The organism is Williamsia sp. z71, assembly GCF_059553375.1.
Genome location: NZ_JCANWX010000008.1, coordinates 211,821 through 236,411 on the forward strand (window position 1 = coordinate 211,821; position 24,591 = coordinate 236,411).

The window sequence follows — 24,591 nt, forward strand, 5'->3', positions numbered from 1 at the left end:
CAGTCACTGTCACGCATGACAATTGATGAACTGATCGTTGCGGCGCGGGCCGGATCGGAGCGGGCGACCGGCAAGTTGCTCACTCTGGTCGAGGGTCCGCGCCGCGATGAGGTACTGGCGGTGATCGGGTCGGCAAAGCCGCGTGTTGTCGGTCTGACGGGCCCACCCGGCGCCGGGAAGTCGACCACCGTGGCAGCCCTGGTGACCGCCTATCGGCAGCGTGGTCTGAAGGTTGCGGTGCTCGCGGTCGACCCGTCGTCGCCGTATTCCGGTGGTGCGCTGCTCGGCGATCGCATCCGGATGGCCGCGCACATCAACGACACCGGCGTCCTGATCCGTTCCATGGCCACCCGTGGCCATCTGGGCGGATTGTCGGCTGCCGTCCCGGCGGCGATCAGGCTCCTGGGTGCGATCTCCTACGACCTGATCGTCCTCGAGACGGTTGGGGTCGGACAGTCCGAGGTCGAGGTGGCAGCCATCGCCGACCCGACCGTCGTGGTTCTCAATCCCGGTGCCGGAGATGCCATTCAGGCTGCCAAGGCAGGTCTGTTGGAAGTCGCCGACGTGCTGGTGGTGAACAAGGCAGACCGCGACGGTGCCGACCAGACCGTCCGTGACCTGCGGGCCGAATCCGGTGTCCCGATCCTCAAACTCATCGCCGTGCGTGGCGAGGGGATCGATGAGCTGGTGGACGTCATCGACGCACATCACCGTGATGACAACGCCGACCGGAAGTCCGCACGGGCCCGGGTGCAGATCCTGTCACTGGCCCAAACGCTGCTGCAGATGCATCCGGATCTGGGACCGCTGGCCGAAGCGGTGGCCGCGGGCCGAACCGACCCCTACGGCGCGGCCGAACAATTGATCGCCGCGCCCGCAGGGGTCAGCCCAATCTCGCAATGATCTGGGGTAGATCGGCGGTGGTACGGATACCGGCGGGGGCCGCGCAGACGTAGGGGACCGCATTGACCGCCCGGTTGGCGGTGTATCCCGGAGTGGTTGCGGCCATGTCTTCGGACCCGACGGTGAACTTGATGTCCATCACGAGCGGTGCGTCGCCCTCGACGGTTATCCGCCAGCCGGTGGCCAACAGATCCCAGTCCTGGTCGAAGTCGACCGAGCAGTACCAGTTGGCCCGGAACACGATGAGGGGCTCACCATCGCGCAGGCCGACCGCGCTGATCCGTTGAGCCGCCACGGTTCCCTTTTTGATCGTGCCGGCAGCGATCTCGATGTCCTTGGTGGCCAAGCCGATTTCGCCGCCCGCCTCGATCGAGTCGAGGGTCAGACCCAGCGCCTCGGCGGTCTGTCGCATCGAGGGCCCGAAGCTGGTCCGTGCGTGTTCGAGTCGAGCGTCGTTGAACTCAGCGGGTTCTTGTCCAAAGCCCATGATCCCGAAGAGCATCTCCGGCGAATTGCGTGACGTCAGATCGGCGTATTCGTCGATGGTGAGTTTGTCGAGACGCCGCTGGATGGACGTCACCGCCAGGGGTATGGCCTCGGTGCTGAATCCGGGACTGCTACCCGTGCTGTGGATGGAGGCGTTGCCTGCGCGGCAGGCTTCCTCCACCGCTGCCCGCAGTTGCGGATCCATGGTCGCCGGATGGTGGAACTCGCCACGGGTGGTGACGATGTTGATACCTGCGGCAAGTAGCTTGCACACCTCGTCGGCGTCGAGTGCAGCCGGCATGTACAGCACGCAGTCCGGTGCAAGCGCGATCACGTCGGTGATGTCATTGGTCGCGGTGACCCCGGTCGGGTCCAGACCTGCGAGTTCACCTGCGTCCCGGCCGACCTTGTCGTCGCTGTGAACATGGACACCGGCCAAGGACAGTGCCGGGTGTTCGATGATCCCTCGTAGTGCTTTGGTGCCGATGTTGCCGGTTGCCCACTGGACAACGCGGTTCGGTGCAGCATTGATCGCCATGTGTGCCCTCAGATCTGTTGTGAATCCAGGTGTTTCGAACGGAAGTGGTCAGGACTTGATGCGGACCATGGCTTCTTGCGCAAACGAGGCAACGAGCGCTCCGCTTTCGGTGAGGATGTCACCGCGACCGAACGTACGGGAATGTGCGACCAGCGGGCTGTGCTGACGCAGCAACAGCCACTCGTCGGTGCGGAACGGCCGGTGGAACCAGATGGTGTGCGAGGTGACCGCGGAATGGAACGCGGTGCCGTTGCCGATCTGGCTGTAGCCCTCCAGGGGGAGCAGCGCGGTGCCGATCAGTGTCAGGTCGGTGGCGTACGCGGCCAGTGCGGGTGCGAGCGCCGGGTCCACGGCGGGGGTACGCATCCAGAACTCGAACTCGGGCGCCGAGACACCGGTGGAGTTCAGGTCACCTGCGGTCCGGGTCTCCCACGGGATGAGGTTGAAGTCGACGTCGTGGTCCGCGGACAGCAGGGGTGAGGGTGCACCGATCTCCTGGAGCTCCGGGCCGTCTTCTGACACGTGCATCGACACGGCGGCCGACGCAATCACGCCGCGCGACTGATGTGCGGTGATCAGGAGGCTGGCGAACGTGCGTCCCTCTTGCTGGCGCACCACGTCGTAGGTGACGGGCTCGTCCGCCTGGCCCTCTTTGCTGAAGACGGAGTGGATCGATTTGATCGTCTTGCCCGGCGACGTCGCCAGTGCGGCCGCGATGAACTGGCCGAGGAGCTGACCGCCGAAAAGGCGGTGATATTCGAGATTCTGGTTCTGCCCCTCGAATACCGCGGCAGTCGTCCCGGGGCCCGGTTGCGGGGTATCGGAACTGTTGTCAGGGGTCAACTGCCGTACTTCGAGACAGCTGAGAAGGTCACTCCACATATCGGCCATTTACCGATTGTAAGCAGAATTCTTCAGCAGGAGAACAGCATTCTCACTTTTCGGAAGCGGAAAATCCCTTGGCGCAGAACTGCCAGACCTCGTCAGAGGTGATCGGCTGGACCGTGGTGTCGTCGGTGGCGCCGCTCGACTGCGCGATGAACATGACGGTTTGCATCGTCATCGCGGCCGTCCGCTTGGGATGGGCGTCGGGACGCAGCTCGCCGGCCTCGTGAGCGAGTTCCATCAACTCGGTGAACAGGGCGAGCAGGGGTGCGTGGGCGATCTTGACCTCGGCGGGGTGCGTCAGCAGCAGTTGCGGCGCGAAGTCGTTGAACAGCGGCCGCTTGGCGTTGGGATCGGGCCTGCAGAGCTCAAAGAGCAGCTGAACAGCGACTTGTAAGCGGGCCAGGGGATCGGTCTGCCCGGCGGCGGCGGCCCGGATCTGATCGGCGGACCGGCCCAGAGCGTCTTCGAACAGGGCGAGCAAGAGTTCATGTTTGCCGTCGAACTGGAGATAGAAACTCCGCAGCGACTGACGCGACCGGTCGACCACTTCCTGGACGGTGAACTCGGTTGTGCCTTTTTCGGTGATGATCGCTTGCGCGGCATCGAGGAACTTCTGGACGCGTTGCTCGGCGCGCAGCTTGGCGGTCTTGATCGAACGCTCGACCGCGCGCTGCTTCCATGCCGGCTCTTCGCTGGGACTGGTCACGACCTGATCGCTCCTGGGCCTTTGTCGGACGCTGGTCCGCGGCGAAGTGTGGAGAACATGGCTGGCACTCTACCGGACCTGAGCCCGGAAAAGTCCGTTCGGGATGCAAGTCACCAACACTTTCGAGATCGATACTAACCCTATGTGAGAATGATATTCTCATCATGTCGTGGAAACACGACGGAGAAGGAGGCCTGCCGGCATGCTGTTGGAGTTCGACTCGGACCAACGTCTATGGCGCGACACCATCCGCGGCGTGGTCGCGAAAGAGTGTTCCCCCGCGTTCATCCGGAGTGTCGTCGATGGCGGGGTCGATCCCGCACCGCTGTGGAAGCTCTACAACAAACTCGGGTGGACGGAATTGTCCGACCGCGCCGACGCCGTCGAACTGGCGATCGTGCTCGAGGAACTAGGCCGGGCCACCGACCCGACCCCGTACCTGGCCACGATGACGCAGTTCGCTCCACTGGCACCGGGATACGAACTCGACGGCGGGTCGGGTGCGGCCGTCTTCGGCGGGGTCAACGCTCGCCGTGAGGGCGCCGGATGGGTGCTCGACGGCACCGCCAAGCACATCCTCGACGGCGATCGTGCCGACCGGATCGCCGTCCTCACCCCGGCCGGAACGTTTGTCGTGCGGGGCGATCAGGTCCTCGCCACCCGTAGTGAGGTCTTCGACCCCGTCCTGCACATCGCCGAGGTCTCGTTCGTCGGGGTCCGGGCCGATGGTGCGGATCGCGCCGATGTCGATGTGTCCCTGGCGATGCCGGTGGCGTTGACCGGCCTGGCGCTGACGACGGTCGGTGCCTGCCAGCGGGTGCTGGACATGGTGCTCGAGCACGTCGCATCCCGACAGCAGTTCGGTGTCCCGATCGGTTCGTTCCAGGCGGTCAAGCACAAGGCCGCCGACATGCACGTGGCCATCGAACGAGCACGCGCCCTTGCCTATTTCGCCGCACAGACCATCGCGGCCGGCGACGACAAGGCCTGTGTGGTCGCGGCATCCATGGCGAAGGCCTCGGCCGGTGAGTGCCAGTCCCTGGTCTTCCGGCATGGCCTGCAACTGTTCGGCGCGATGGGATTCACGTGGGAGAACGACCTACAGTTCGCGCTCAAACGGGCGAAGTCCGGCGAACTGTTGCTCGGTGGCGCTGCGCAGCACCGTGCCCGCATCTTCGAGGAGCGACATGCAGTTGACATTTGATCCCGAGTTGGAGGCGTTCAGGCAGGAGTTCATCGCCTTCCTCGATGAGCATGTGCCGGCGGAGGCCGAGACCACCGAGCGTTCACATTCGAGTGCGGACATGCCGCAGTGGGCCAGACGCTGGCAGCGGGTGCAGTTCGATCATGGCTGGTTGCTGCCCGGAAACCCGCCGGAATTCGGTGGCCGGAACGCAACGATCCTGCAGCAGTACGTTCACCTGCGGGAGTTGTCGCGCCGCCGGATCTACCACAGTTTCAATCCGCAGGGTCTCGGGATCATCGCGGCATCGATCCTGTCGTTCGGTACCGAGGAACAAAAAAACCACTGGGCGGCAAGGATTCTGCGCGCCGAGATCACCGCTGCGCTCGGGATGAGCGAACCGGGCGCGGGATCCGACCTGGCGTCGCTGCGCACCCGCGCCGTCCGCGACGGTGACCACTTCGTCGTCAACGGACAGAAGATCTGGACCTCCGGCGCTCACCACGCCGACGTACTGCTGACATTTGTCCGGACCGATCCGGACGTACCGAAACACAAGGGGATCAGTGTTCTGCTGATACCGACCGACCTGCCGGGGGTCACCCGACGTCCGTTCGCGTCGGTCTGCCGGGCGGATGACACCGACTTCAACGAGGTGTTCTTCGATGACGTCCGGGTGCCGGCGGAAAACCTGATCGGGCCACTCAACGGTGGTTGGGGTGTGGCGTCCGGATCGCTTGGCCACGAGCGCAATCTGCTCTGGATGGGGTTCGCCGATCGCCTACAGGATCTCATCGGCGACTTCCGGCCCGCCACGGCCCTGGATCGTGACCGATACGCCACCCTTCTGATGGACGCCAAGGCCCTGAGTCTGCTCGGTTCGGCAGCGTTGGCCCGCACGGCCCGCGGTGAAGAGGATGTGGCCGCATTGTCGGTGCTGAAAGTGCTTGGTTCCGAGGCGGTTCAGTCGGCCTCCGAGGTCGCGCTGAACGCCGCCGGGGTCGACGGCCTGATCCATCCGGCCGTCAGCTCACCCCACATGCCCTTGAACAACGATGATTTCAGCGGAAGCTGGTTCGACCGGTACGCGCGGAGCTTTGCCGGGACCATCGCCGGCGGTACATCTGAGGTGCAACGCAACATCATTGCCGAGCGTGTGCTCGGACTACCGAGGGGATGAGACCATGACGTACATCGACTACGAGGTTGCCGACAAGATCGCAACCATCACGCTCAATCGTCCGGAAGCAGCCAACGCACAGAACGCCGCATTGCTGGACGAACTGGATGCGGCGTGGATGCGCGCGGCCGACGACCCCGAGGTCGTTGTCATCGTATTGCGTGCCGAGGGCAAGCATTTCTCGGCCGGCCACGATCTCAAGGGCGGCGGCCCGGTCCCGGACAAGATCACGCTGGAGTTGATCTATCAGAACGAGAGCCGCCGCTACCTCGAGTACTCGCTGCGGTGGCGCAACATCCCCAAGCCGTCGATCGCGGCGGTTCAGGGACGTTGCATCTCCGGTGGCCTGCTGCTGTGCTGGCCCTGCGATCTGATCGTCGCGGCCGATGATGCGCAGTTCTCTGACCCGGTGGTGTTGATGGGTATCGGTGGGGTCGAATATCACGGTCACACATGGGAACTCGGTCCGCGTAAGGCCAAGGAGATCCTGTTCACCGGCCGCCCGGTCACCGCGGTGGAGGCCGAGCAGGTCGGCATGGTCAACAAGGTGGTGCCGCGCGCCGATCTCGACGACGAGACGACGAAACTGGCTCGGCACATCGCGTCGATGCCGCCGTTCGGGCTGCGTCAGGCCAAGCGGGCGGTCAACCAGACCCTGGACGTCCAGGGCTTCTACGCGGCGATCCAGTCCGTGTTCGACATTCATCAGACCGGTCACGGAAATGCGCTGAGTGTCAACGGATATCCGGTCCTGGCACGCCTCGACGAAATGAAGGCGAAGATCACTTAAGAGCGTTACGGTCACGACAGGTGTGGTGGTCAAAGGATCTTGGGAATACTGTTCTGCGGATTTCCTCGAATCCCTTCAGGGCCCTGCGAGAATGTCGTACGATCCTTCCGAGAATGCAATTATCAGTCTCAGTCGTCGTAGCGGGTGAGTGGTCGCACATGCGAAATCGCAAGTGCCCATTGATCGGCCGGAGACTTCAGCTTTGATTTCAGTGGCCGGAACCTCTGTCCACGAGAAAGGACTCACGCCATGCGTAACTCGATCGTCCGTAGGGCTCTCACGGCGGGCGCTTGCGCTGCTGTTCTGGTCGGCCTCGTTGCCGGCTGTAGCGATGACAGCGACGACAGCTCGTCGACGTCCAGCGCAACCACGTCCTCTGCCGCTGCCACCTCGAGTGCCGCAGCCGCCGCCGACCCGGCAACCACCGAGGCGATCACCGTCGCTTACGAGACCTTCTTCGACGGCCAGGCGCCGATCGAAGAGCGCACCAAGTACGTCGAGAATGCCGCGGTCTTCGGGCCGGTGCTGCAGGGCATGGTCGCAAACCCCCAGGCCGCCAACACCGGAGCTGTCGTCCAGGAAGTCACCCTCGATGGTGAGGACAAGGCGCTTGTCACCTGGGATCTGACCATGGACGGCAACCCCGTGCTGCCGGGCCAGAGTGGCGAGGCCGTGCTGGTCGACGGCAACTGGGTCGTTGCAGGCGTCACCTTCTGCACCGTCCTGGCCGTGCAGGGCTCCGGAGAAGCAATCCCGGGCTGCTAGACCGGATAGCTGAAACGAGAAGGGCCGGTATCTCTTACGAGATACCGGCCCTTCTTGTTCGGCGTGTTGCCTCTACAGGTCGACGAGGCGGGGTGCGTGACCCTGCTTGCGAATGATGGCGCCGGCCTCACGGGTGAGTTCCCGTGCACTGCCGAACAGACCGTCGAGGACCAGCACGCGTTTGATGTGGCGCTGCAGGTCGTGTTCTTCGGTGAATCCGATGCCGCCCAGGATCTGCTGGCAGTGCTTGCTCGCGGTGAGAGCAGCCTGTCCCGCTGCGGCTTTCGCCAGGATCGACCCCAGCTCGTCGGCCCGCTGCGTCTCCGGACCCGCAGCCGCGGCCGCGCCCGTTGCCGCCTGCAGTGTTGCCTCGGCGCCTTCGATCGCCACATAGGTTTCGGCGAGCTTGTGACGAATCGACTGAAACCCGGCAACCGGCTTGCCGAACTGGGTGCGACTGAGGGCGTGTTCGCGGGCCATGGACAGCATCGTCCGGCTCGTGCCGACCAGCCACCATCCGATCGCGCGTTGGGCGGCGGCCAGCGTGGCGACGGGCAGCGGGGTCCCGCTGCACGATCCGACCACCTCCAGCGGCAACTCCGGATCGAGGGTGCTCGAGGTGGCACTGCTCTTGCGATGCCAAACAACCCAGGAACCGCCGGCAAACGGCAGTGGGATGTATTCGCCGATCACATCGTTGATGACCGATGCGTGCGCACCGGTCTCGCCGAGGAGTCGGAACACCATCGGCACAGCGATGTCCGGGATCTCGGCGAGCATCTCGTTCCAGCCGAGTGCGACCAGTGCGGCATCGAGCTCAGGGCCCGATGCGCCGGTCATTGCCTTGCGGAAAGTCTCTGTGAGCAAAAGGAGTTCGTCCTTGTCCATTTCACTCCTTCCCGAGATCGAGTAGTCGTCGCGCGATGATGTTGCGCTGGATCTCCGCGGTGCCGCCATAAATCGTCGCGGCACGCGAATAGAGGTATTCGATCCGCCATTCCGACTCCGAGAGCTCGATGGCGCCGGGGAGCAGGTCACGCGCGGTGTTGAACAGTTGCTGTTCGGCAGTGGCCAGCAGCACCTTGTCGACAGAGGTTTCGGGCCCCAGTTGGGCGCCGTCGGCCAGACGCTGCTGGGTCATCCGGGACCGGCAGCGAATGGTGTGCAGCGCCAGATAGGCGGAGCCGAGTTCGGCGTCGTCCGCCGCGGTCACGATCGGAGCGGACTGGGTGAGCAAGCGGTCCAGCCGGGTGAACAGATATGCGATGCGATGCCAGAAGCAGGTCGAGCGTTCGTGGGGGAGAAGGTCCATCGCGACCCCCCAGCCGTCACCGGGCTTGCCGAGCATCCGGTCGGCCGGGACGACCACATTGTCGAAGTAGACCTCTGCGAACTCGTCGACCCCGTGCATCGTACGCAGCGGCCGAACGGTGATACCGGGAGTGTCCATGTCGACGAAGAATGCGGTGATCCCGTTGTGGCCCGGACCTGTTCGCGTCAGCAGGACGCATCGAGAGGCGTACTGGGCCAGGCTGGTCCAGACCTTCTGGCCGGAGATCACCCAGTTGTCGCCCTGCTGAACAGCTTTGGTGGTCAGCGACGCCAGATCGCTGCCCGAACCCGGCTCGGAGAATCCCTGGCACCACTGCTCGGCGCCGCTGAGCATCAACGGGACCATCTCCGCGGCCAGTTCCGGTGTCGCGTACGACATCATCGTCGGCACCAGGACCTCGATCATGGAATACAGGCCGGGCTCGGCGAGGTCGCGGATCGCGACCTCTTCACCGAGGACCGCGCGCAGTTCCGCCGGTCCGCCCAGCCCGCCGACCTCGGCAGGCCAGCCGTAACGCATCCACCCCGCATCGAAAAGGGCCCGACGCACCCGATTCAACTGCTCGACCTGACCATCCAGAGAGTGGTCGGGACCTCCAGTCAGATCATTGGCGTCGAGCCATTCTCGAACAGCCGAGCGGAACTCGGCATTGTTCAATTGATCGCCGTTCATGTGATCGCCGTTCATGCACCCGGACGTTCGAATGCGTGCGGAATGCCCGAATCATGTTCGCCACTGCGGCGGATGAAGGTCATTTTGCGGGTCTTGATCCGCCAGCCGGCCTCGGTGCGGGCATAGGTGTCGTTGTAGTAGCCGATCCGCATGTCGTGTGTTGCGTCGTGGACGAAACACAGTGGCTGCGTACCGGTTCCGGTGTCGCCGTCGATCTCGATCAACGGCATGCCGGTCATGAACAGGCCCTTGGGCGCCGCGGCGACCAGGTCGGGGAACTGATCGAGTGGAAAGGCATCACCAAACGCACTGTAGGTGCCGTCCGGGGTGAAGACGCTCACGACGCCTTCGACGTCGTTCTGTGTCATCCGCACCGCATACCGGGCCAGCAGTTGCTGAAGCTCGAGCAGATCATCATTTGTTGACATAGATCTTGCCGCCTTTCATCACGAACTTCACATTCTGGGTAACGGTGATGTCGTCCAAGGGGTTTCCGGGCAGACCGACGATGTCGGCCAGCAGGCCCTCGGCCAGCCGGCCGCGGTCGGTGACGTTGATCAGATCGGCGGCCACGGTGGTGGCGGCGCGCAAGACGGCCAGCGGGCTCATGCCCCGGTCGACCAGGGCGACGAGCTCGTCTGCGTTCTTGCCGTGGGGGATTGCGGGGGCATCGGTTCCGACGGCGATCTTCACACCGGCGTCGTAGGCCTTCTTCACGGAGATGCGGGCCTGCGGGAACATGATGGCCGCTTTGTCTTTGAGTTCATCGGGGGCATGGGAGATGTCCATGCCGTCGATCAACCGGGTCGTGGGGACAAGGAACGTCCCGTTGTCGACCATCATCTGAATCGCTTCGTCATCGACGAGGAATCCGTGCTCGATGCAGTCGATTCCGGCCCTGATGGCGTTCTTGACGGCTTCGGCCCCGTGGGTGTGCGAGGCAACCCGCAGTCCACGGCGATGTGCCTCGTCGACGATCGCGCAGAGTTCGTCAAATGAATAGTGCTGGGCGCCTGCAGTTCCGGTGTGCGACATGACGCCACCGGAGACACAAACCTTGATGAGCTGGGCGCCGTGCTTGATCTGGTACCGAACGGCCTTGACGACTTCGTCGACACCGTTGGCGATGCCCTCTTCGATGGTCAACTCGAGGACGCCGGGCATGAAGGCCGCGAACATCGTCGGGTCGAGGTGCCCACCGGTGGGGGTGATCGCGTGTCCGGCGGGAATGATCCGGGGACCGTCGACCCAGCCGGCGTCAATGGCCTTGCCGAGGGCGACGTCGAGGAGATACCCACCGGTCTTCACGAAGAGACCGAGGTTGCGGACCGTGGTGAAACCGGCCCGCAGCGTGCGGCGGGAGTTACCCACGGCACGCAACATTCGTAGCGGCGGATCATCCTGGACCATGGATGCGACGGGCTTTTCGCCACGTCCTCCCATGAGCAGGTTGACTTCCATGTCCATGAAGCCAGGGACCAGGATCAGGTCACCGAGATCGGTGATTTCGCCTTCTGGAGTACCTCCTATTCCAACTATCCGTTCTCCGTCGATCCGGATTACTCCGGGTCGGACGATTTCGCCGGAATCGATGTCGAGTAGGCCCGCCGCTACGAGTGTTTGCATGTCAGAACACCGGCTGCTTCACGGTCTCGACCCACGCCGCACCGCTGTCGAGCACGCGGGGCTGCTTCCAGACCTCGATCGGGAACGACACCATGATGAGCGACTGCAACAGGTACATGAGTGCGCGGACGTCGTCCGGCAGTTCGTACAGATCGAACTTGTCGCAGTAGTCGAGCGCGGCTTCGATGCGCTCCATGCCGGCGTCGTAGAACTCCTGCATCTCGTCCATCGAAGAGTCGAGACGCTTTGCGTAACGCTCCTGCTCGGTGGCCAGGATCCAGTCAGAGAACTTCTCTAGATCAGCGAAATCACTTGGTAGCTGTGGCATTTTTGTGCTCCCTTACTTCGTCTTTGACCACTTTGTGGAGGTGGCGGAGGAGGATTTCCTGGTCGCAGAGCGGGAAGTCGCTGACCGTCTTGGTGGCGAGCATCGTCTGCGTTGCTTCGAGGGTGTTGGCGTCCTGGAACGCGTACTCCTTGAAGGTGACTGCGGCGAGTTCCTGTGCCAGGCGCTCACGAGGGGTCTTCGCGGGCACGAAGTAGAGATTGGCCTCGAAGACGTGCTGGTTCACCGCGGTGGGCCAGTAGTGGTAGGTCAGGTACCAGCCCGGCGCCCAGAACAGCAGCGACATGTTCGGGAAGAACTCGAACTCGTCGATGCCCCAAGGCTTTGCCTTGCCGGGGTTGATGCCCTCGGGCAGCGGATCGAGGCCCTCGATGTCGGGACGATCCCACGGTCCGAACAGGCCGCTTCGCAGGGCGCGCTCGATCGGCTTGACCATGTTCAGGTCCTTGGGCGGCGACATGCCTCCCCAGGTGGAGATCATCGAGTGCGGGGTGTCGATGTCGTAGTGCAGCGCCTCGAAGCCGTGGTGCAGCAACTTCTCGGCTTCTTCCTTGGTCGCCTGCTTCTGGTGCAGCACCGGAGCGTGGTAGAACTCGGCGAAGGCGTCGATGAACAGCTTCCAGTTGCTGTTGATCGTCGACTTGTAGCTGTAGACCTCGGTCATCTCATGGAACGGGTAGCCCTCGACGCCCTTGGCGAGCCGGCCGAGGTACTCATCCAACGGCTTGGCGTCGTTGTCCATGTTGACCCAGATGAAGCCTTCCCAGACATCACAGTTGACCGAGACCAGGCCGTAGTCGTTCTTGTCCAGGTCGAAGAACTCGCCCTCCTGCTGGACGAAGGTCAGGTCGCCTTCGAGGCTGTAGCGCCACGCGTGGTACTTGCAGGTGAACTGGCGGCAGGTACCCGAGGTCTCTTCGTTCGGGAAGTCGTTCCAGACCAGCTTGTTGCCGCGGTGACGGCAGACGTTGTGGAAGGCACGGACCTTGCCCTCGGAATCACGCACGATGATGAGCGAGGTTCCCAGAGCCGCGATTTCGCGGGTGAAGTAGTTGCCCTTGCGGGGGATGCGCTCCACGCGTCCGATGTTGACCCACTTCTTCTTGAAGATGGCGTCAATCTCGCCCTGGTAGAACTCGGGGTCGGTCGAATCCGAGTAATCAACCGGTGCGGTGCCGAGTTCCGGCCAGTGCTCGGTCCAGCTGCCTGCAGCTGGTTTTTCAAAGTGGGCCATGATTTACCTTTCCTGTTCGAGCTGTACGTCAAAAGTGTTGATAGCCATTGCGAGCATTCGATAGGACCCGACCGTGAAGACGAGATCCATCCGCTGCTTTTCGTCGAGGTGGTCGGACAGTTCCGCCCAGGTCTCGTCAGAGATTCGAGAGTGCTGATTCAGTTCATCGACTGAGCGCAGGGCCACGCTGTCGAAGTCGTTGAGTCCCTCGCCGCGGGCTGCTGCGGAGATCTCTTCCGGGGTCAAACCCGCCTGCTTGCCGAGCTCGATGTGGTGGTGCGCCTCGTAGTCGCAGTTCGCGACGGTTGCGATCCGCAGGATCATCAGTTCGCGGAGGCGTGCCGGCAGGGTCGAGTTGAACAAGATGTAGACATTGAAGCCGAGGTACGCCTGTGTCAGGGCTGGATGCCGTACCAGGGTGGCGAGGATCGTCCCGGCGTTCTCCGGATTCCTGCGCCACTTGGGCAACATGCCTTTCAGGGCAGTGTCGACGGTCTCGTCCCATTGGTCCGCGGGTAGCGGGGGCAGACGCATCCACCACCTCCTCTCATTCAGTCGGAGAATCACGTTCTCACTTTCGAATACCTAGATTTCCATGAACCGCTCGGTTAGTCAATCCTGCCGAAGAATTCCCTGACTCGGGTGGTCCTGGGGGCTGTGATGGGTGGTTTGGTCCGTCTGCGGGGTCCTTGACTTGGCCACTTCCGTGAGCGTCTGGTCGCCTGGGCCGCTCACCAGGATAAATGGGCGGAGGGCGGTCCGCCGGGTGCATATCTTGTCCGGTTTGCCGATGGTCACAGTTTCAGTAAGGTGTGACCTGCATCCTACAAAATCTTGATTCTTCAAATGGGAGAAGCTAGTTTCCTACTAGCGGAAGCGTCACAGCCCACGGCGTGCAAATCCATCCGCTGTGGGCAGGGTCCACAACCCGTCTCGGATCTCCCTAATCCGAAGACGGAACGGACGTAGTCGAGAGGAACAATGTGAAACCACAACGCATGCTGATCGCCTTGATGGCGGTCACGGTGCTCGTTGCCGGCTGTAGCGGCCGAGACAGCAGTGAAACCGGGGCCGAAGAAGGTGGGGGCGGTGGCACGACTGCGGCCGCCGCCGCATCGGGCGAATTCGGTGACCTGTCCGACGTCTGCACGTCGGGGTCGCCGAAAGGCTCCACGGCGCAGGGGGTCACGGACTCGGAGATCAAGGTCGGGGTGTTCTCCGATGTGGGCTTCACCAAGAACTCGGAGTTCGTCGACGCGGCCAAGGTGTTCACCTCGTGGTGCAACGACCTCGGCGGTATCAACGGCCGCAAGATCGTCGCCAACACCCGGGACAGCAAGCTCATGGAGGTGCGACAGCAGATGATCGCTGCATGCCGTGAGGACTTCGCCCTCGCCGGTGGCGGCAGCGCACTCGACGGGCTCGGCGTCAAGGAACGCCTGAACTGCACGCTTCCGAGCTTCCCGGCCCAGACGTCGCAGACGCAGTCGGTGGGTTCAGAACTCGAGATCTCGGCCGATGCGGCCCTGACACCGGGCTACGATCCGTACTACGCGTTCCGGAGCTGGCTCATCGACGAGGCCCACCCCGAATCCAAGGGTGCGGTCGGCATCATCAACGGCGACTCGCCGGTGACGAAGGTCCTCGGCGAACAGGCCGTGGAAGCAGTCACTGCGGCGGGCGGCACATTCGTCTACAACGACCTGTACCCGGCAATGGGTGTTTCGGACTGGACTCCGTACGCGCAAACCATGAAGAGCAAGGGCGTCAAGGGCCTCATCTTCTACGGTGACTTCAAGCAGCTGGCCAAGCTCGAGAGTGTGCTCACCAGTATCGACTACAAGCTCGACTGGATCGATACCAACAACAACGCCTACGGCGACCAGTTCATCGAGCTCGCAGGCACTTCTGCCGCCGAGCAGAACAACTACCTCGACCTCGCCGGCAATGCGCCGATCGAGAGTGATGTTCCCGCTATGGAGCAGCTCAAGGAACTCTGGGCGAAGTACTCTTCGGACACCCAGATAACCCTGCCGGCGATCCGAGCGATCTCCTCGTGGTTGCTCTTCGCCAAGTCCGCTGCAGCCTGCGGTGACGATCTCACCCGGACGTGCCTGGTGGATACCGCCAAGAGTGAAACCGCCTGGACCGGAGGTGGATTGCACGCTCCGGTGAACATCTCGTCACCCATTCCGCCGAACGGCTGCTTCAACGTACAGAAGACAACTGCCGATGGTTGGGAGTCTGTGGACATCGGTGCTGCCGACGGCGAGTTCTACCGCTGCGAAGAGCCCTACAAATACACCAAGGATTACGGAGCCCCGATGACCCTGGCCGATGTTGGTAAGAGCATGAGTGATGTGAAGTAATGGACCAATTCCTCACCTTCGGGATCGTTGGACTGACGACCGCTGCGATCTACGCAGTGATCGGCAGCGGTCTGGTACTCACGTACACGACCACCGGCGTCTTCAACTTCGCGCATGGCGCGGCGGGCATGTTCGCCGCGTTCACGTACTGGCAACTCTCCATCGGATGGGGTGTGCCGGTATGGCTCTCGCTGATCATCATTCTCGGTGTCCTGGCACCGGGGTTTGCGATCCTTGTCGAACTGGCGATGCGCCCGGTCCAACGATTGGGTGAGGCAGAGAAAATGGTGATGACGATCGCTCTGTTGAGCGGTCTGATCGCCCTGGCCCGGTGGGTGTGGGATCCGAACGACGCCAAGTCGATTCCCCGGTTCTTCGCCGACCAGTCTCCGATACACATCGGTTCGGCCACCATCACGTGGCATCAGATGGTGACCATGTTGGTGGCGATTGCAGTGGCAATCGGCCTGCGGGTGTTGATGTTCAACACCCGTATCGGCACCGAGATGCGGGCAACCGTGGACGACAGGGGACTGGTCGGCCTCACCGGAGCGAATCCGGTGCGGGCCAACCGGGTGGCGTGGATCCTGGGCACCGAGCTGGCGGCGATCGGTGGCATCCTGATCGCCTCGATGGTGGCCCTCGATGCGATGCAGCTCTCGTTGCTCATCATCAGTGCCTACGCCGCAGCGATTTTCGGGCGGCTCAAGAGCTTGCCGATGACCTTCGTCGGCGCGATCGTGGTCGGTTGCATGGAGGCCTATCTCGCCGGCTACCTGCCACAGAACGAGTATCTCCCGGGTCTGCGTCTGGCAGCGCCTGCGCTCCTGTTGCTGTTGGCACTGCTGTTGTTCCCGCACGGCCGGCTCCGTGGCCGCGACCGGCGCCTGACCAAGGTCCCGTTGCCGACCGTGCGTGGCACCGTGATCTTCGGTGTGGCGATCGTCGTGTTCGCGGTGGTCCTGACGACAGTCCTCAGTGAGGGTGATCTGATCAGCTTCGGCTTGATCTTCCCGATGAGTATCATCGCTCTCTCGTTCGTCCCGCTCGCAGGCTTTGCCGGCCAGATCTCGTTGTGCCAGTTGACGATGGCCGGTATCGGTGCGGCTGCCTGCGCCTACTTCGGTGGCAGCGGGCAGTGGTGGGCGCTCATCGCCACGGTGCTGGTGTCGGCGATCGCGGGTGCGATCGTCGCGATCCCGGCGCTCCGGCTCTCGGGGGTGTATCTGGCCCTGGGAACAGCGGCGTTCGCGGTGATCATGGATCGCTGGATCTTCACCCTCCCGGCGTTCAACGTCTTCGGTGCGGAGATCACGATCTTCGACCAGGGTTCGGTGGAGTTGGTGGGGCCCAACCTGTTCGGGTTCCATTTCGACACCACGGCCCGCATCACGATCCTCTCGGCGATATTCCTCGCCCTGGCGACACTCGTCGTGGCACTGGTTCGCCGGAGCCGCTACGGCCGCAGGCTCATCGCGCAACGTGACAGCGAGGCGGCCTACGCCACGCTCGGCGGCAATCTGCTGACCGCAAAGGTTGCGGTCTTCGCACTCGGTGCCGGCATCGCCGGTCTCGGCGGCGCCCTGTACGGGATGCAACTGCAGTCGGTCACCGCAGATCAGTTCAATTTTGTTGCCGGACTGCCGCTGTTCCTGATCGCGACCATCGCGGGTCTGGGCTCGGTGGGCGCCGGGTTCTTCACCGGATTCATGCTGGCCGGTCCGTTTGTCGCAGTGGTGATGATCTGGCCGGATTCCGCCGATCTCGTCCAGGTGATCCCGGGTCTGGCGGGTATCGCCTTCGCCGGCGGAATCCTGAGTTCGGGTGCGATCCCGCAGATGCGCAAGCAGTGGGATCCGATCTTCGCCGATCGCATTGCGGTGTCGGCATTCCTGAGCTGGTTCGTGCTGCTCTGGGCACTGCGCCTCGGCGACGTGTTCGATGGCTGGATCTTCTTCTTCGGGATCGTCGCCGGAGTGATTGCCCTGCAGGTCTGGGCGGCGCTCAAGCCCGCCCCGATCATCGATCCGGACGATCCGGAATTCCCGAATTCGGACACTTTGGGCTCAGATGGGTCGATTGTGGATGAAGACATCCCGGTCGAGTGGTGGGGGCTCAAGCGCCCGTGGCGCGCCGAGGACGAGGAGGTGTTGGACCATGCCATTGCAACTCGAGGTTAGTGGCGTGACGGTGGCCTTTGGTGGCCACCGGGCGCTGGAAGACGTTGCGCTGTCGGCGGAGGCCGGCAAGATCACCGGCTTGATCGGGCCGAACGGTGCCGGCAAGAGCACACTGTTCGACGTGGTCACCGGGCTGCGTAAGCCGGTGACCGGCACGGTGGTGATGGATGGCCATGATGTGACGCGCGAAGGTCCCTCGAAGAGGGCCCGTCGTGGTCTGGCAAGGACGTTCCAGCGACTGGAACTGTTCGGGCGCTTGAGCGTTCGCGACAACCTGCTGGTTGCCGCGGAGCTCGGTCCCCATCGTCGCAACGCCACGGAGGTCGTCGACGAGATCGTCGAACGGCTCGGTCTGCAGGACATCGCCGACGTGAGTTCGGACGAGTTGCCAACGGGTATGGGACGTTTGGTGGAGGTGGCGCGAGCCCTCGCCGTCAAACCGAGTCTGTTGCTGCTGGACGAACCCGCGGCCGGGCAGGATCCCGAGGAGACGGAACGCTTCGCGCTCCTGCTCCGGACGATCGCCGACCGCGGTGCGGCGATCCTGCTGGTCGAACACGACATGGAGCTGGTGATGGAAGTCTGTGACCAGGTGTTCGTGCTCGACCTCGGCAAGATCATCGCATCGGGTCCGCCCGATGTGATCCGTAAAGACGAAAAGGTTCTGGCTGCATACCTGGGGACGGAAGCATGACTCCAATGTTGGAACTGAGGGACGTCCGGGCGGCTTATGACGCCATCTCGGTCCTCCACGGCATCAATCTGAGCGTCTCCGCCGGACAGGTGGTCGCCCTGCTCGGACCGAACGGTGCCGGCAAGACCACGACGCTGAACGTGGCGGCCGGCAACCACCCGGTCAAATCGGGTCAGCTGATTCTCGGCGGACGAGATGCCACCGGAATGGCGTTGGGTGATGTGGCCCGCGCCGGTGTCTGCCTGATCCCCGAGGGTCGCGGCGTGTTCCCGAACCTGACGGTCCGGGAGAACCTGCAGATGATGACCTTCACCGGGCGTTCGCGCGCGGAGATCGAAGAGATCGCGTTCAGTCGCTTCCCGATTCTGGGCAAGCGGGCAACGCAGACCGCCGGCACGATGTCCGGCGGTGAGCAGCAGATGCTGGCCCTGTCCCGGGGTCTGGCAACCGATCCCGCGGTGCTGTTGCTCGACGAGTTGTCGATGGGGCTGGCGCCCCTGATCGTCGCCGAGCTCTATGAGCAGGTGGCGGAGATCGCCCGGCAGGGTGTCGCCGTACTGGTTGTCGAGCAGTTCGCGGCGGCCGTTCTCGACTATGCAGACCATGCCGCGGTGCTAGTCCGCGGACGGGTCGAACACCAGGGTCGTCCCGACGACGAATTCCGAAAAGAACTGGCAGCCCTCTACCTAGGAAGTTCCTCATGACCTCATCCGAATCCCGCGCCGATCGCTTCACCCGTGAGTTGTCCGAGCTGAAGATCGCCGATCCGGCCACCGGCCGGTCGCAGCTCTGGCTGCGCATCGGCCTCGCGCTGATGGTGATCGGCCCGGTGCTGGCGATCATCGCCTACTTCATGTCGCATGGCACCGCGAGTCCGCTCGAGCAGCGCGATGCGATCGTCATCGCACTGATCGGTATCTCGCTGGCTGTTGTCGGGTCGGCGGTGTTCTTGCGCTACTCCCTCACGGAGTTCCTGCGGTTCTGGCTGGCCCGGCAGGCGTTCGACTTCAGCAACCTCTCCGAACAGCTCTCTCCCAACGATAAGGTTCTCGTCGAAAAGGATGTACACGATGACTCAGCAAAGCACGCCGTTGCGCCCCGGTGATCAGCTGGCAAGTACCAGCTGCGCGACCCGCGTCGTGGTGGTGAAGGCGCCGGCCTCGGACGTGGTGGTCGCCTGCGGCGGCGCACCGATGGTGCCCGCTGCCACCGCGGCGAAGATCGCCGGTGACGGCAGCTCTCCGGCAACACTTCTCGGAAAGCGTTATGTCGACGCGGGTGACACGATCGAGTTGCTCTGCACGTCCGCGGGCACCGGGACGTTGAGCGTCGATGGCGCCGAACTGAGTATCAAGAGCCCCAAGCCGCTGCCCGCTTCTGACTGATCGGGTAACTGAGCGCCAGAATGTCGTCGTCGCGGGGGGTCGGAATCCGGCCTCCCGCAACGGCGAATTCTCCTGCATGCAGCGGCAGGCGTGACTCGATGCGGAAATCGGCACGAGACGGAAAAGATCGGAAGGAATGCGTTGTGTCCACCGGAATGAACTTTGATTTGACCGAGGATCAGGAACTGATCCGCAAGTCGGTATCCGAGCTGGCAAGTCGTTTTGATGACCAGTATTGGATGGAAAAGGATCTCGCGCACGAGTTTCCGAAAGAATTCTACAAAGCGATCGCCGACGGTGGTTGGCTGGGAATGACCATGCCGGAGGAATACGGCGGTCACGGTCTGGGCATCACCGAGGCGACGCTGCTGCTCGAGGCGGTGTCCCGTTCCGGTGGCGCGATGAATGCCGCGAGTTCGATCCACCTGTCGATCTTCGGTATGCATCCGGTCGTTGTGCACGGATCCGATGAACTGAAGGCCCGTACGCTGCCACGCATCGTCAACGGTGACCTACATGTCTGCTTCGGCGTCACCGAACCCGGTGCCGGCCTGGACACTTCGCGGATCACCACCTTCGCCAAGCGCGAAGGTGACAGCTATGTCGTCAACGGCCGCAAGGTGTGGATCTCCAAGGCGATGGAGTCGGAGAAGATCCTGCTGCTGACCCGGACGACGAAGTACGAAGATGTCGAGAAGAAGACCGACGGCATGACGCTGTTCCTCACCGATCTCGACCGCAGCAAGGTGACGATCCGGCCGATCCCGAAGATGGGCCGAAACGCGGTGACCTCCAACGAGTTGTTCATCGATGATCTCCGGATCCCGATCGAGGATCGCGTCGGAGAAGAGGGCCAGGGCTTCAAGTACCTGCTCGACGGACTCAACCCGGAGCGCATGCTGATCGCCTCGGAAGCCCTCGGTATCGGACGTGTCGCCCTCGACAAGGCCGTCAAGTACGGCGGCGAACGTATCGTCTTCAATCGGCCGATCGGCATGAATCAGGGAATCCAGTTCCCGCTGGCCGACGCGCTGGCCCATCTGGATGCCGCAGAACTGGTGCTGCGCAAGGCAACCTGGCTCTACGACAATGGAAAGCCCTGTGGCCGTGAGGCAAACACCGCAAAGTATCTTTGTGCTGAAGCCGGTTTCAATGCGGCCGACCGGGCCCTGCAGACGCACGGCGGTATGGGCTACTCGGAGGAGTACCACGTCGCGCGGTACTTCCGCGAGGCCCGGCTGATGAAGATCGCCCCGATCAGCCAGGAGATGATCCTGAACTATCTGGGTTCACATACTTTGGGAATGCCGAGGAGCTACTGATGAGCGTCAAAACTGGAATGTTCGATCTGACCGGACGGTCGGCCCTGGTCACCGGCGCGGCCGGTGGCATCGGTTCGGCTGTGGCAGAGGCGTTCGCCGCCGCCGGTGCCGCCGTTCTGGTCACCGACATCAACGGTGAGGCGGCCACGTTGGTTGCCAAGCGCATCGTCGAGGCCGGCGGCAAGGCAGAGGGATTCGAGCTCGACGTCAGTGATCGTGAAGGTGCCGACGCGGCTGCGTCGGCGGCGGCCGCACTCGCCGACGGAGTTCTGCACATCGTCGTCAACAATGCCGGGGTCACCGCGCCCGCGATGTTCAAGGACACGACCGGGGAGTCGTTCCAGCGGATGCTCGACATCCACCTCAAAGGCGCCTTCAACTGCTCCCAGGCGGCGTTGCGGTACCTCCCCACCGACGGCACCGGCCGGATCATCAACGTGACGTCGTCTGCCGGTATCACCGGGACACTGGGGCAGGTCAACTACTCGGCGGCGAAGGCCGGCATCATCGGTCTGACGAAGTCGCTGGCGCGTGAGCTGGCGCGCAAGCAGATCCTCGTCAACGCGCTGGCCCCACTGGCCGCGACGCCGATGACCAAGACGATCCGCACCAACGAGAAGTTCGCCGAGAACATGCTCAACCGGATTCCGTTGCGGCGCTGGGCCGAACCGGAAGAGATCGCCGGCGCGTTCCTGTTTCTCGCCTCTGATGCCTCGTCGTTTGTCACCGGTCAGGTCTTGCCGGTCGATGGCGGCATGGTGATGTGATGAGCTCCGCTGACCTTTCGGATGCCGCTGACCGGCCGGACGCCGGTGAGTCGGCGGGCCCGCTCGCCGGTGTCACCGTGGTGACGCTCGAGCAGGCCATCTCGGCCCCGATGTGCACCCGGACCCTGGCAGATTTCGGGGCCCGGGTGATCAAGGTCGAGAATCCGAAGGGCGGTGACTTCGCCCGCCACTACGACGATGTGGTGAAAGGCCAAGCCGCCCACTTTGTCTGGGCCAACCGTGGCAAGGAATCGGTCACCCTGGATCTGAAGTCGGCGGCCGGGATCGATCTGCTGCACCGGTTGCTCGACCGGGCCGACGCGCTGGTGTCGAATCTCGCGCCAGGGGCGACTGCACGGCTCGGCTTGTCGGGGGACGAGCTGGCACGGCGCCATCCGAATCTGGTTGCGGTCGAGATCGACGGATACGGCAGTGGTGGTCCGTTGTCGCACAAGCGGGCCTACGATCTGCTGGTCCAGGCCGAGGCCGGCGTCTGCGCCGTGACCGGATTCCCCGGTCAACCGGCGAAACCCGGTCCGCCGGTGGCGGATGTCTCGACCGGTCTCTATGCCGCTCTGTCGATCATCGCGCTGCTGTACTCGCGGGACCGGCGCGTTGCGGAGGGCAAAGGTTCTGCCGAGGTCAAGGTGAGTCTTTTCGACACTGCAGCCGAGGTCATGGGTTACCAGCTGAACTACACCCGTCATTCCGGGGTCGACCAGCAGCCGCTGGGCATGAGTTCGCCCGCGGTCTCGCCGTACGGTTCGTACGCCACCGCCGACGGGCAGACGGTGGTCCTGGGTACGACCAACGACAGCGAGTGGCAGCGTCTGGCGCGGGAGATCATCGGCCGTGATGATCTCGCCGACGACTCCAGGTTCGCGAACAACAGCGGCCGCGTGGCCAACCGGGACGTGCTGCAGGAGGCCGTCGGAGCCTGGTGCGCGGAGCACGATCTGTCCGAGATCCAGAGCATCGCGGACAAGGCGGGTATCGGTAATGCCCGGTACAACCTGCCCAGTGAGGTGATCGCGCACCCGCAGCTCTCCGAACGAGACCGCTGGCGCGACATCGACACTCCGAACGGTCCGATCGCGGCGTTGCTGCCACCCCCGATCATCTCGGGTTTCGATCCGCCGATGGGTGCGGTACCGGGGCTCGGTGAGCACACCGAGAAGATCCTGGCCGACGTCGGTGTCGGAGAGGACGATCTGGTGGGACTACGGGCACAGGGTGCGGTCGGTCCGGCGTATGAACGCTGAGCCAGAACTGCTGTGCGATGATCGCGATGGGGTCCGGACCCTCACCCTGAACCGGCCGCGCCGCAAGAATGCGATCAGCCGCGAACTCTGGATCGCGTTGCGGGACGCGCTGATCGCCGCGGGTGACGATCGCACCGTCCGGGCGCTGGTCATCACCGGGGCCGGTGGTGCATTCTGCTCGGGCGCCGACATCGCCACCCCCGACCCGACGCATCCGACATACAAATTGCGTAACCTCACCGCGGTCGCCGAGTTGCTGCACAACCTCCCGATGCCGACGATCGCCAAGGTCGACGGGGTGGCGGTGGGTGCGGGCTGGAATCTGGCGCTGGGTTGTGACTTTGTGGTCGCCACACCGGGATCGACGTTTTCACAGATCTTCGTCAAGCGGGGATTGTCGATGGACCTCGGTGGTTCCTGGCTGCTGCCGAAACTTGTGGGCCTGCAACAGGCCAAACGACTGACGATGCTGGCCGAGCAGATCGATGCCACCGAGGCCCGCGCGCTGAACCTCGTCACCTGGGTGGTCGCCGCCGAGGAGATCGATGCTTTCGTCGACGACCTCACCGGCCGGCTCGCGGCCGGACCGCCGATCGCGCTGGCACAGACGAAGGCCTTGCTCAACGAGGGCGCCGATCGCACGTTGCACGATGCGCTGGCCAACGAGGCCCGCGCGCAGGCCGCCAATTTTGCGACCCGCGACGCCCAGGAGGCGTTTGCCGCCTTCAGCGCGCGGCGAACACCGGAATTCACCGGCCAGTGGGCTGTGCCCCGGCCGTCATCACAGAACACCGAAGTGGAGAAGTAGATGCGCGAAGTTGTCATCGTCGAGGCGGTTCGTACCGCAGTCGGAAAACGGAACGGCGGACTGGCCGGCGTTCATCCGGTCGATCTTTCGGCTCATGTGCTCACGGCCCTCGCCGAGCGCAGCGGTGTGAACCCGGAGATCATCGATGATGTTGTGTGGGGCTGTGTTTCGCAGGTCGGTGACCAGTCCAGCAATGTCGGCCGGTATTCGGTCCTGGCCGCCGGATGGCCCGAATCGATCCCCGGGGTCACGATCAACCGGGCGTGCGGATCGAGCCAGCAGGCACTCGACTTCGCGGTGCAGGCAGTGATGTCGGGCCAGCAGGACGTCGTCGTCGCGGGCGGTGTCGAGGTGATGAGCCGCGTGCCGCTGGGTGCGGCCCGCTCGACCGGCGCGCCGTATGGGCCCAAAGCCCTTGGCCGCTATGAAGGTTTTGCCTTCAACCAGGGGATCTCGGCCGAGAAGATCGCCCAGAAGTGGGGTTTCGACCGGACCGCCGTCGACGAGTTCTCGGTGCTCTCCCATGAGCGGGCCGCGAAAGCGCAGGATGCCGGCGCGTTCGAGTCCCAGATCGTCGCCACCCCGACCGACGACGGTGTCGTCACCGCCGACGAGGGTATCCGGCGGGGGAGCACGGTCGAAAAGCTGGCCAACCTCAAGCCCGCGTTCGCCGAAGACGGCGTGATCCATGCCGGCAACTCGTCCCAGATCTCCGATGGCGCAGCGGCATTGCTGGTGATGACCCCGGAAAAGGCGCGCGAGCTGGGTTTGAAGCCGTTGGTGCGGTACACCGCCGGTGCCGTCGTCGGTGATGATCCGGTGCTGATGCTCACCGGCCCGATCCCGGCGACCGCGAAGGTCCTCGACAAGGCGGGCGTGAAGCTGTCCGAGGTCGGCGTGTTCGAGGTGAACGAGGCATTTGCTCCGGTCCCGATGGCCTGGCTCGCAGAAACCGGTGCCGATCCGGCCCTGCTGAACCCGCTCGGTGGTGCGATCGCCCTGGGTCACCCGCTCGGTGGTTCGGGGGCGATTCTGATGACCCGCATGATCAATCACATGCGGGACAACGGAATCCGGTACGGACTGCAGACCATGTGTGAGGGCGGCGGCACTGCCAACGCCACCCTCGTCGAACTGGTTTCGTGAGAGAGGAA

General features: G+C 63.6%; 26 protein-coding genes. 16 read left to right on the forward strand and 10 right to left on the reverse strand.

Features of this window, described 5'->3' with window-relative positions:
- The first annotated feature begins 15 nt into the window (after positions 1-15).
- Complete coding sequence (gene meaB / locus AC51GR_RS20300; RefSeq protein ID WP_496326448.1) at positions 16-903, forward strand: methylmalonyl Co-A mutase-associated GTPase MeaB; 888 nt, start codon at positions 16-18, stop codon at positions 901-903.
- On the opposite strand, the gene AC51GR_RS20305 is transcribed toward meaB, so the two are convergent.
- Genes AC51GR_RS20305 through AC51GR_RS20315 form a run of 3 tightly spaced genes read right to left on the reverse strand, consistent with a single transcriptional unit; the run spans position 884 to position 3,521 of the window.
- Positions 884-1,927, reverse strand: a complete 1,044-nt coding sequence (locus AC51GR_RS20305; protein ID WP_496326449.1) for an NAD(P)H-dependent amine dehydrogenase family protein — start codon at positions 1,925-1,927, stop codon at positions 884-886. The two genes, meaB and AC51GR_RS20305, sit on opposite strands and share 20 nt — an antisense overlap.
- A 48-nt stretch (positions 1,928-1,975) precedes the next feature.
- Complete coding sequence (locus AC51GR_RS20310) at positions 1,976-2,818, reverse strand: acyl-CoA thioesterase (protein WP_496326450.1); 843 nt, start codon at positions 2,816-2,818, stop codon at positions 1,976-1,978.
- Between the two features lie 43 nt (positions 2,819-2,861).
- On the reverse strand, positions 2,862-3,521 hold the full coding sequence (locus AC51GR_RS20315; RefSeq protein WP_496326451.1) for a TetR/AcrR family transcriptional regulator: 660 nt from the start codon (positions 3,519-3,521) through the stop codon (positions 2,862-2,864).
- Between the two features lie 202 nt (positions 3,522-3,723).
- Here AC51GR_RS20315 and AC51GR_RS20320 point away from each other — a divergent pair, with 202 nt between their 5' ends.
- The 4 genes from AC51GR_RS20320 to AC51GR_RS20335 all read left to right on the forward strand — a co-directional run bounded on the left by AC51GR_RS20320 (position 3,724) and on the right by AC51GR_RS20335 (position 7,439).
- Positions 3,724-4,725, forward strand: coding sequence for an acyl-CoA dehydrogenase family protein (locus AC51GR_RS20320; protein ID WP_496326452.1), 1,002 nt, complete (start codon positions 3,724-3,726; stop codon positions 4,723-4,725).
- Entirely contained in the window at positions 4,709-5,884 is a 1,176-nt protein-coding gene (locus tag AC51GR_RS20325; RefSeq protein WP_496326453.1) for an acyl-CoA dehydrogenase family protein, read from the forward strand. The genes AC51GR_RS20320 and AC51GR_RS20325 overlap by 17 nt, the downstream gene beginning before the upstream one ends.
- Before the next feature lie 4 nt (positions 5,885-5,888).
- On the forward strand, positions 5,889-6,674 hold the full coding sequence (locus tag AC51GR_RS20330) for an enoyl-CoA hydratase (RefSeq protein WP_496326454.1): 786 nt from the start codon (positions 5,889-5,891) through the stop codon (positions 6,672-6,674).
- Between the two features lie 249 nt (positions 6,675-6,923).
- Positions 6,924-7,439 (forward strand): MTB12 C-terminal domain-containing protein, encoded by a 516-nt coding sequence (locus AC51GR_RS20335; protein ID WP_496326455.1) that lies wholly within the window; start codon positions 6,924-6,926, stop codon positions 7,437-7,439.
- Positions 7,440-7,511: 72 nt separating this feature from the next.
- On the opposite strand, the gene AC51GR_RS20340 is transcribed toward AC51GR_RS20335, so the two are convergent.
- The 7 genes from AC51GR_RS20340 to AC51GR_RS20370 are packed head-to-tail and all read right to left on the reverse strand — an operon-like array spanning position 7,512 to position 13,184.
- Positions 7,512-8,327 carry an acyl-CoA dehydrogenase family protein gene (locus AC51GR_RS20340; protein ID WP_496326456.1) on the reverse strand — a complete coding sequence of 272 codons (816 nt, stop codon included), beginning with the start codon at positions 8,325-8,327 and terminating at the stop codon, positions 7,512-7,514.
- Position 8,328: 1 nt separating this feature from the next.
- Positions 8,329-9,459 carry an acyl-CoA dehydrogenase family protein gene (locus AC51GR_RS20345; RefSeq protein ID WP_496326457.1) on the reverse strand — a complete coding sequence of 377 codons (1,131 nt, stop codon included), beginning with the start codon at positions 9,457-9,459 and terminating at the stop codon, positions 8,329-8,331.
- Complete coding sequence (locus AC51GR_RS20350; protein ID WP_496326458.1) at positions 9,456-9,872, reverse strand: nuclear transport factor 2 family protein; 417 nt, start codon at positions 9,870-9,872, stop codon at positions 9,456-9,458. The genes AC51GR_RS20345 and AC51GR_RS20350 overlap by 4 nt, the downstream gene beginning before the upstream one ends.
- Positions 9,859-11,070, reverse strand: coding sequence for a metal-dependent hydrolase family protein (locus tag AC51GR_RS20355; protein WP_496326459.1), 1,212 nt, complete (start codon positions 11,068-11,070; stop codon positions 9,859-9,861). Before AC51GR_RS20355 ends, AC51GR_RS20350 begins: the two co-directional genes overlap by 14 nt.
- Before the next feature lies 1 nt (position 11,071).
- Positions 11,072-11,398, reverse strand: a complete 327-nt coding sequence (locus AC51GR_RS20360) for a hypothetical protein (RefSeq protein WP_496326460.1) — start codon at positions 11,396-11,398, stop codon at positions 11,072-11,074.
- A complete protein-coding gene (locus tag AC51GR_RS20365) occupies positions 11,379-12,650 on the reverse strand; it encodes an aromatic ring-hydroxylating oxygenase subunit alpha (protein WP_496326461.1) in 1,272 nt (423 codons plus the stop codon). The genes AC51GR_RS20360 and AC51GR_RS20365 overlap by 20 nt, the downstream gene beginning before the upstream one ends.
- 3 nt (positions 12,651-12,653) lie before the next feature.
- On the reverse strand, positions 12,654-13,184 hold the full coding sequence (locus AC51GR_RS20370; protein ID WP_496326462.1) for a carboxymuconolactone decarboxylase family protein: 531 nt from the start codon (positions 13,182-13,184) through the stop codon (positions 12,654-12,656).
- Between the two features lie 464 nt (positions 13,185-13,648).
- Here AC51GR_RS20370 and AC51GR_RS20375 point away from each other — a divergent pair, with 464 nt between their 5' ends.
- From AC51GR_RS20375 to AC51GR_RS20425, 11 genes are all read left to right on the forward strand, one after another.
- The gene (locus tag AC51GR_RS20375) at positions 13,649-15,019 is read left to right on the forward strand and encodes an ABC transporter substrate-binding protein (RefSeq protein ID WP_496326536.1); all 1,371 of its coding nucleotides are present in this window, start codon (positions 13,649-13,651) and stop codon (positions 15,017-15,019) included.
- On the forward strand, positions 15,019-17,199 hold the full coding sequence (locus tag AC51GR_RS20380; RefSeq protein WP_496326463.1) for a branched-chain amino acid ABC transporter permease: 2,181 nt from the start codon (positions 15,019-15,021) through the stop codon (positions 17,197-17,199). Before AC51GR_RS20375 ends, AC51GR_RS20380 begins: the two co-directional genes overlap by 1 nt.
- The gene (locus AC51GR_RS20385; RefSeq protein ID WP_496326464.1) at positions 17,177-17,893 is read left to right on the forward strand and encodes an ABC transporter ATP-binding protein; all 717 of its coding nucleotides are present in this window, start codon (positions 17,177-17,179) and stop codon (positions 17,891-17,893) included. Before AC51GR_RS20380 ends, AC51GR_RS20385 begins: the two co-directional genes overlap by 23 nt.
- The gene (locus tag AC51GR_RS20390; protein ID WP_496326465.1) at positions 17,890-18,597 is read left to right on the forward strand and encodes an ABC transporter ATP-binding protein; all 708 of its coding nucleotides are present in this window, start codon (positions 17,890-17,892) and stop codon (positions 18,595-18,597) included. Before AC51GR_RS20385 ends, AC51GR_RS20390 begins: the two co-directional genes overlap by 4 nt.
- Positions 18,594-18,998: a hypothetical protein gene (locus AC51GR_RS20395; protein ID WP_496326466.1), complete on the forward strand. Its 405-nt coding sequence runs from the start codon at positions 18,594-18,596 to the stop codon at positions 18,996-18,998. The genes AC51GR_RS20390 and AC51GR_RS20395 overlap by 4 nt, the downstream gene beginning before the upstream one ends.
- Positions 18,964-19,278 (forward strand): hypothetical protein, encoded by a 315-nt coding sequence (locus tag AC51GR_RS20400; protein WP_496326467.1) that lies wholly within the window; start codon positions 18,964-18,966, stop codon positions 19,276-19,278. Before AC51GR_RS20395 ends, AC51GR_RS20400 begins: the two co-directional genes overlap by 35 nt.
- Before the next feature lie 155 nt (positions 19,279-19,433).
- A complete protein-coding gene (locus tag AC51GR_RS20405; RefSeq protein WP_496326468.1) occupies positions 19,434-20,600 on the forward strand; it encodes an acyl-CoA dehydrogenase family protein in 1,167 nt (388 codons plus the stop codon).
- A complete protein-coding gene (locus AC51GR_RS20410) occupies positions 20,600-21,367 on the forward strand; it encodes an SDR family NAD(P)-dependent oxidoreductase (protein WP_496326469.1) in 768 nt (255 codons plus the stop codon). The genes AC51GR_RS20405 and AC51GR_RS20410 overlap by 1 nt, the downstream gene beginning before the upstream one ends.
- Complete coding sequence (locus AC51GR_RS20415; protein WP_496326470.1) at positions 21,367-22,629, forward strand: CaiB/BaiF CoA transferase family protein; 1,263 nt, start codon at positions 21,367-21,369, stop codon at positions 22,627-22,629. Before AC51GR_RS20410 ends, AC51GR_RS20415 begins: the two co-directional genes overlap by 1 nt.
- Positions 22,619-23,437, forward strand: coding sequence for an enoyl-CoA hydratase/isomerase family protein (locus AC51GR_RS20420; protein WP_496326471.1), 819 nt, complete (start codon positions 22,619-22,621; stop codon positions 23,435-23,437). The genes AC51GR_RS20415 and AC51GR_RS20420 overlap by 11 nt, the downstream gene beginning before the upstream one ends.
- Positions 23,438-24,583: a thiolase family protein gene (locus AC51GR_RS20425; protein ID WP_496326472.1), complete on the forward strand. Its 1,146-nt coding sequence runs from the start codon at positions 23,438-23,440 to the stop codon at positions 24,581-24,583.
- The last annotated feature ends 8 nt before the right edge of the window (positions 24,584-24,591 follow it).

Bases quoted from the DNA above. Each gene is read 5' to 3' on its own strand.
- meaB (WP_496326448.1), top strand. From the start codon at position 16: ATGACAATTGATGAACTGATCGTTGCGGCGCGGGCCGGATCGGAGCGG.
- AC51GR_RS20305 (WP_496326449.1), bottom strand. From the start codon at position 1,927: ATGGCGATCAATGCTGCACCGAACCGCGTTGTCCAGTGGGCAACCGGC.
- AC51GR_RS20310 (WP_496326450.1), bottom strand. From the start codon at position 2,818: ATGGCCGATATGTGGAGTGACCTTCTCAGCTGTCTCGAAGTACGGCAG.
- AC51GR_RS20320 (WP_496326452.1), top strand. From the start codon at position 3,724: ATGCTGTTGGAGTTCGACTCGGACCAACGTCTATGGCGCGACACCATC.
- AC51GR_RS20325 (WP_496326453.1), top strand. From the start codon at position 4,709: ATGCAGTTGACATTTGATCCCGAGTTGGAGGCGTTCAGGCAGGAGTTC.
- AC51GR_RS20330 (WP_496326454.1), top strand. From the start codon at position 5,889: ATGACGTACATCGACTACGAGGTTGCCGACAAGATCGCAACCATCACG.
- AC51GR_RS20335 (WP_496326455.1), top strand. From the start codon at position 6,924: ATGCGTAACTCGATCGTCCGTAGGGCTCTCACGGCGGGCGCTTGCGCT.
- AC51GR_RS20340 (WP_496326456.1), bottom strand. From the start codon at position 8,327: ATGGACAAGGACGAACTCCTTTTGCTCACAGAGACTTTCCGCAAGGCA.
- AC51GR_RS20345 (WP_496326457.1), bottom strand. From the start codon at position 9,459: ATGAACGGCGATCACATGAACGGCGATCAATTGAACAATGCCGAGTTC.
- AC51GR_RS20350 (WP_496326458.1), bottom strand. From the start codon at position 9,872: ATGTCAACAAATGATGATCTGCTCGAGCTTCAGCAACTGCTGGCCCGG.
- AC51GR_RS20355 (WP_496326459.1), bottom strand. From the start codon at position 11,070: ATGCAAACACTCGTAGCGGCGGGCCTACTCGACATCGATTCCGGCGAA.
- AC51GR_RS20360 (WP_496326460.1), bottom strand. From the start codon at position 11,398: ATGCCACAGCTACCAAGTGATTTCGCTGATCTAGAGAAGTTCTCTGAC.
- AC51GR_RS20365 (WP_496326461.1), bottom strand. From the start codon at position 12,650: ATGGCCCACTTTGAAAAACCAGCTGCAGGCAGCTGGACCGAGCACTGG.
- AC51GR_RS20370 (WP_496326462.1), bottom strand. From the start codon at position 13,184: ATGCGTCTGCCCCCGCTACCCGCGGACCAATGGGACGAGACCGTCGAC.
- AC51GR_RS20375 (WP_496326536.1), top strand. From the start codon at position 13,649: ATGCTGATCGCCTTGATGGCGGTCACGGTGCTCGTTGCCGGCTGTAGC.
- AC51GR_RS20380 (WP_496326463.1), top strand. From the start codon at position 15,019: ATGGACCAATTCCTCACCTTCGGGATCGTTGGACTGACGACCGCTGCG.
- AC51GR_RS20385 (WP_496326464.1), top strand. From the start codon at position 17,177: ATGCCATTGCAACTCGAGGTTAGTGGCGTGACGGTGGCCTTTGGTGGC.
- AC51GR_RS20390 (WP_496326465.1), top strand. From the start codon at position 17,890: ATGACTCCAATGTTGGAACTGAGGGACGTCCGGGCGGCTTATGACGCC.
- AC51GR_RS20395 (WP_496326466.1), top strand. From the start codon at position 18,594: ATGACCTCATCCGAATCCCGCGCCGATCGCTTCACCCGTGAGTTGTCC.
- AC51GR_RS20400 (WP_496326467.1), top strand. From the start codon at position 18,964: ATGACTCAGCAAAGCACGCCGTTGCGCCCCGGTGATCAGCTGGCAAGT.
- AC51GR_RS20405 (WP_496326468.1), top strand. From the start codon at position 19,434: ATGAACTTTGATTTGACCGAGGATCAGGAACTGATCCGCAAGTCGGTA.
- AC51GR_RS20410 (WP_496326469.1), top strand. From the start codon at position 20,600: ATGAGCGTCAAAACTGGAATGTTCGATCTGACCGGACGGTCGGCCCTG.
- AC51GR_RS20415 (WP_496326470.1), top strand. From the start codon at position 21,367: ATGAGCTCCGCTGACCTTTCGGATGCCGCTGACCGGCCGGACGCCGGT.
- AC51GR_RS20420 (WP_496326471.1), top strand. From the start codon at position 22,619: ATGAACGCTGAGCCAGAACTGCTGTGCGATGATCGCGATGGGGTCCGG.
- AC51GR_RS20425 (WP_496326472.1), top strand. From the start codon at position 23,438: ATGCGCGAAGTTGTCATCGTCGAGGCGGTTCGTACCGCAGTCGGAAAA.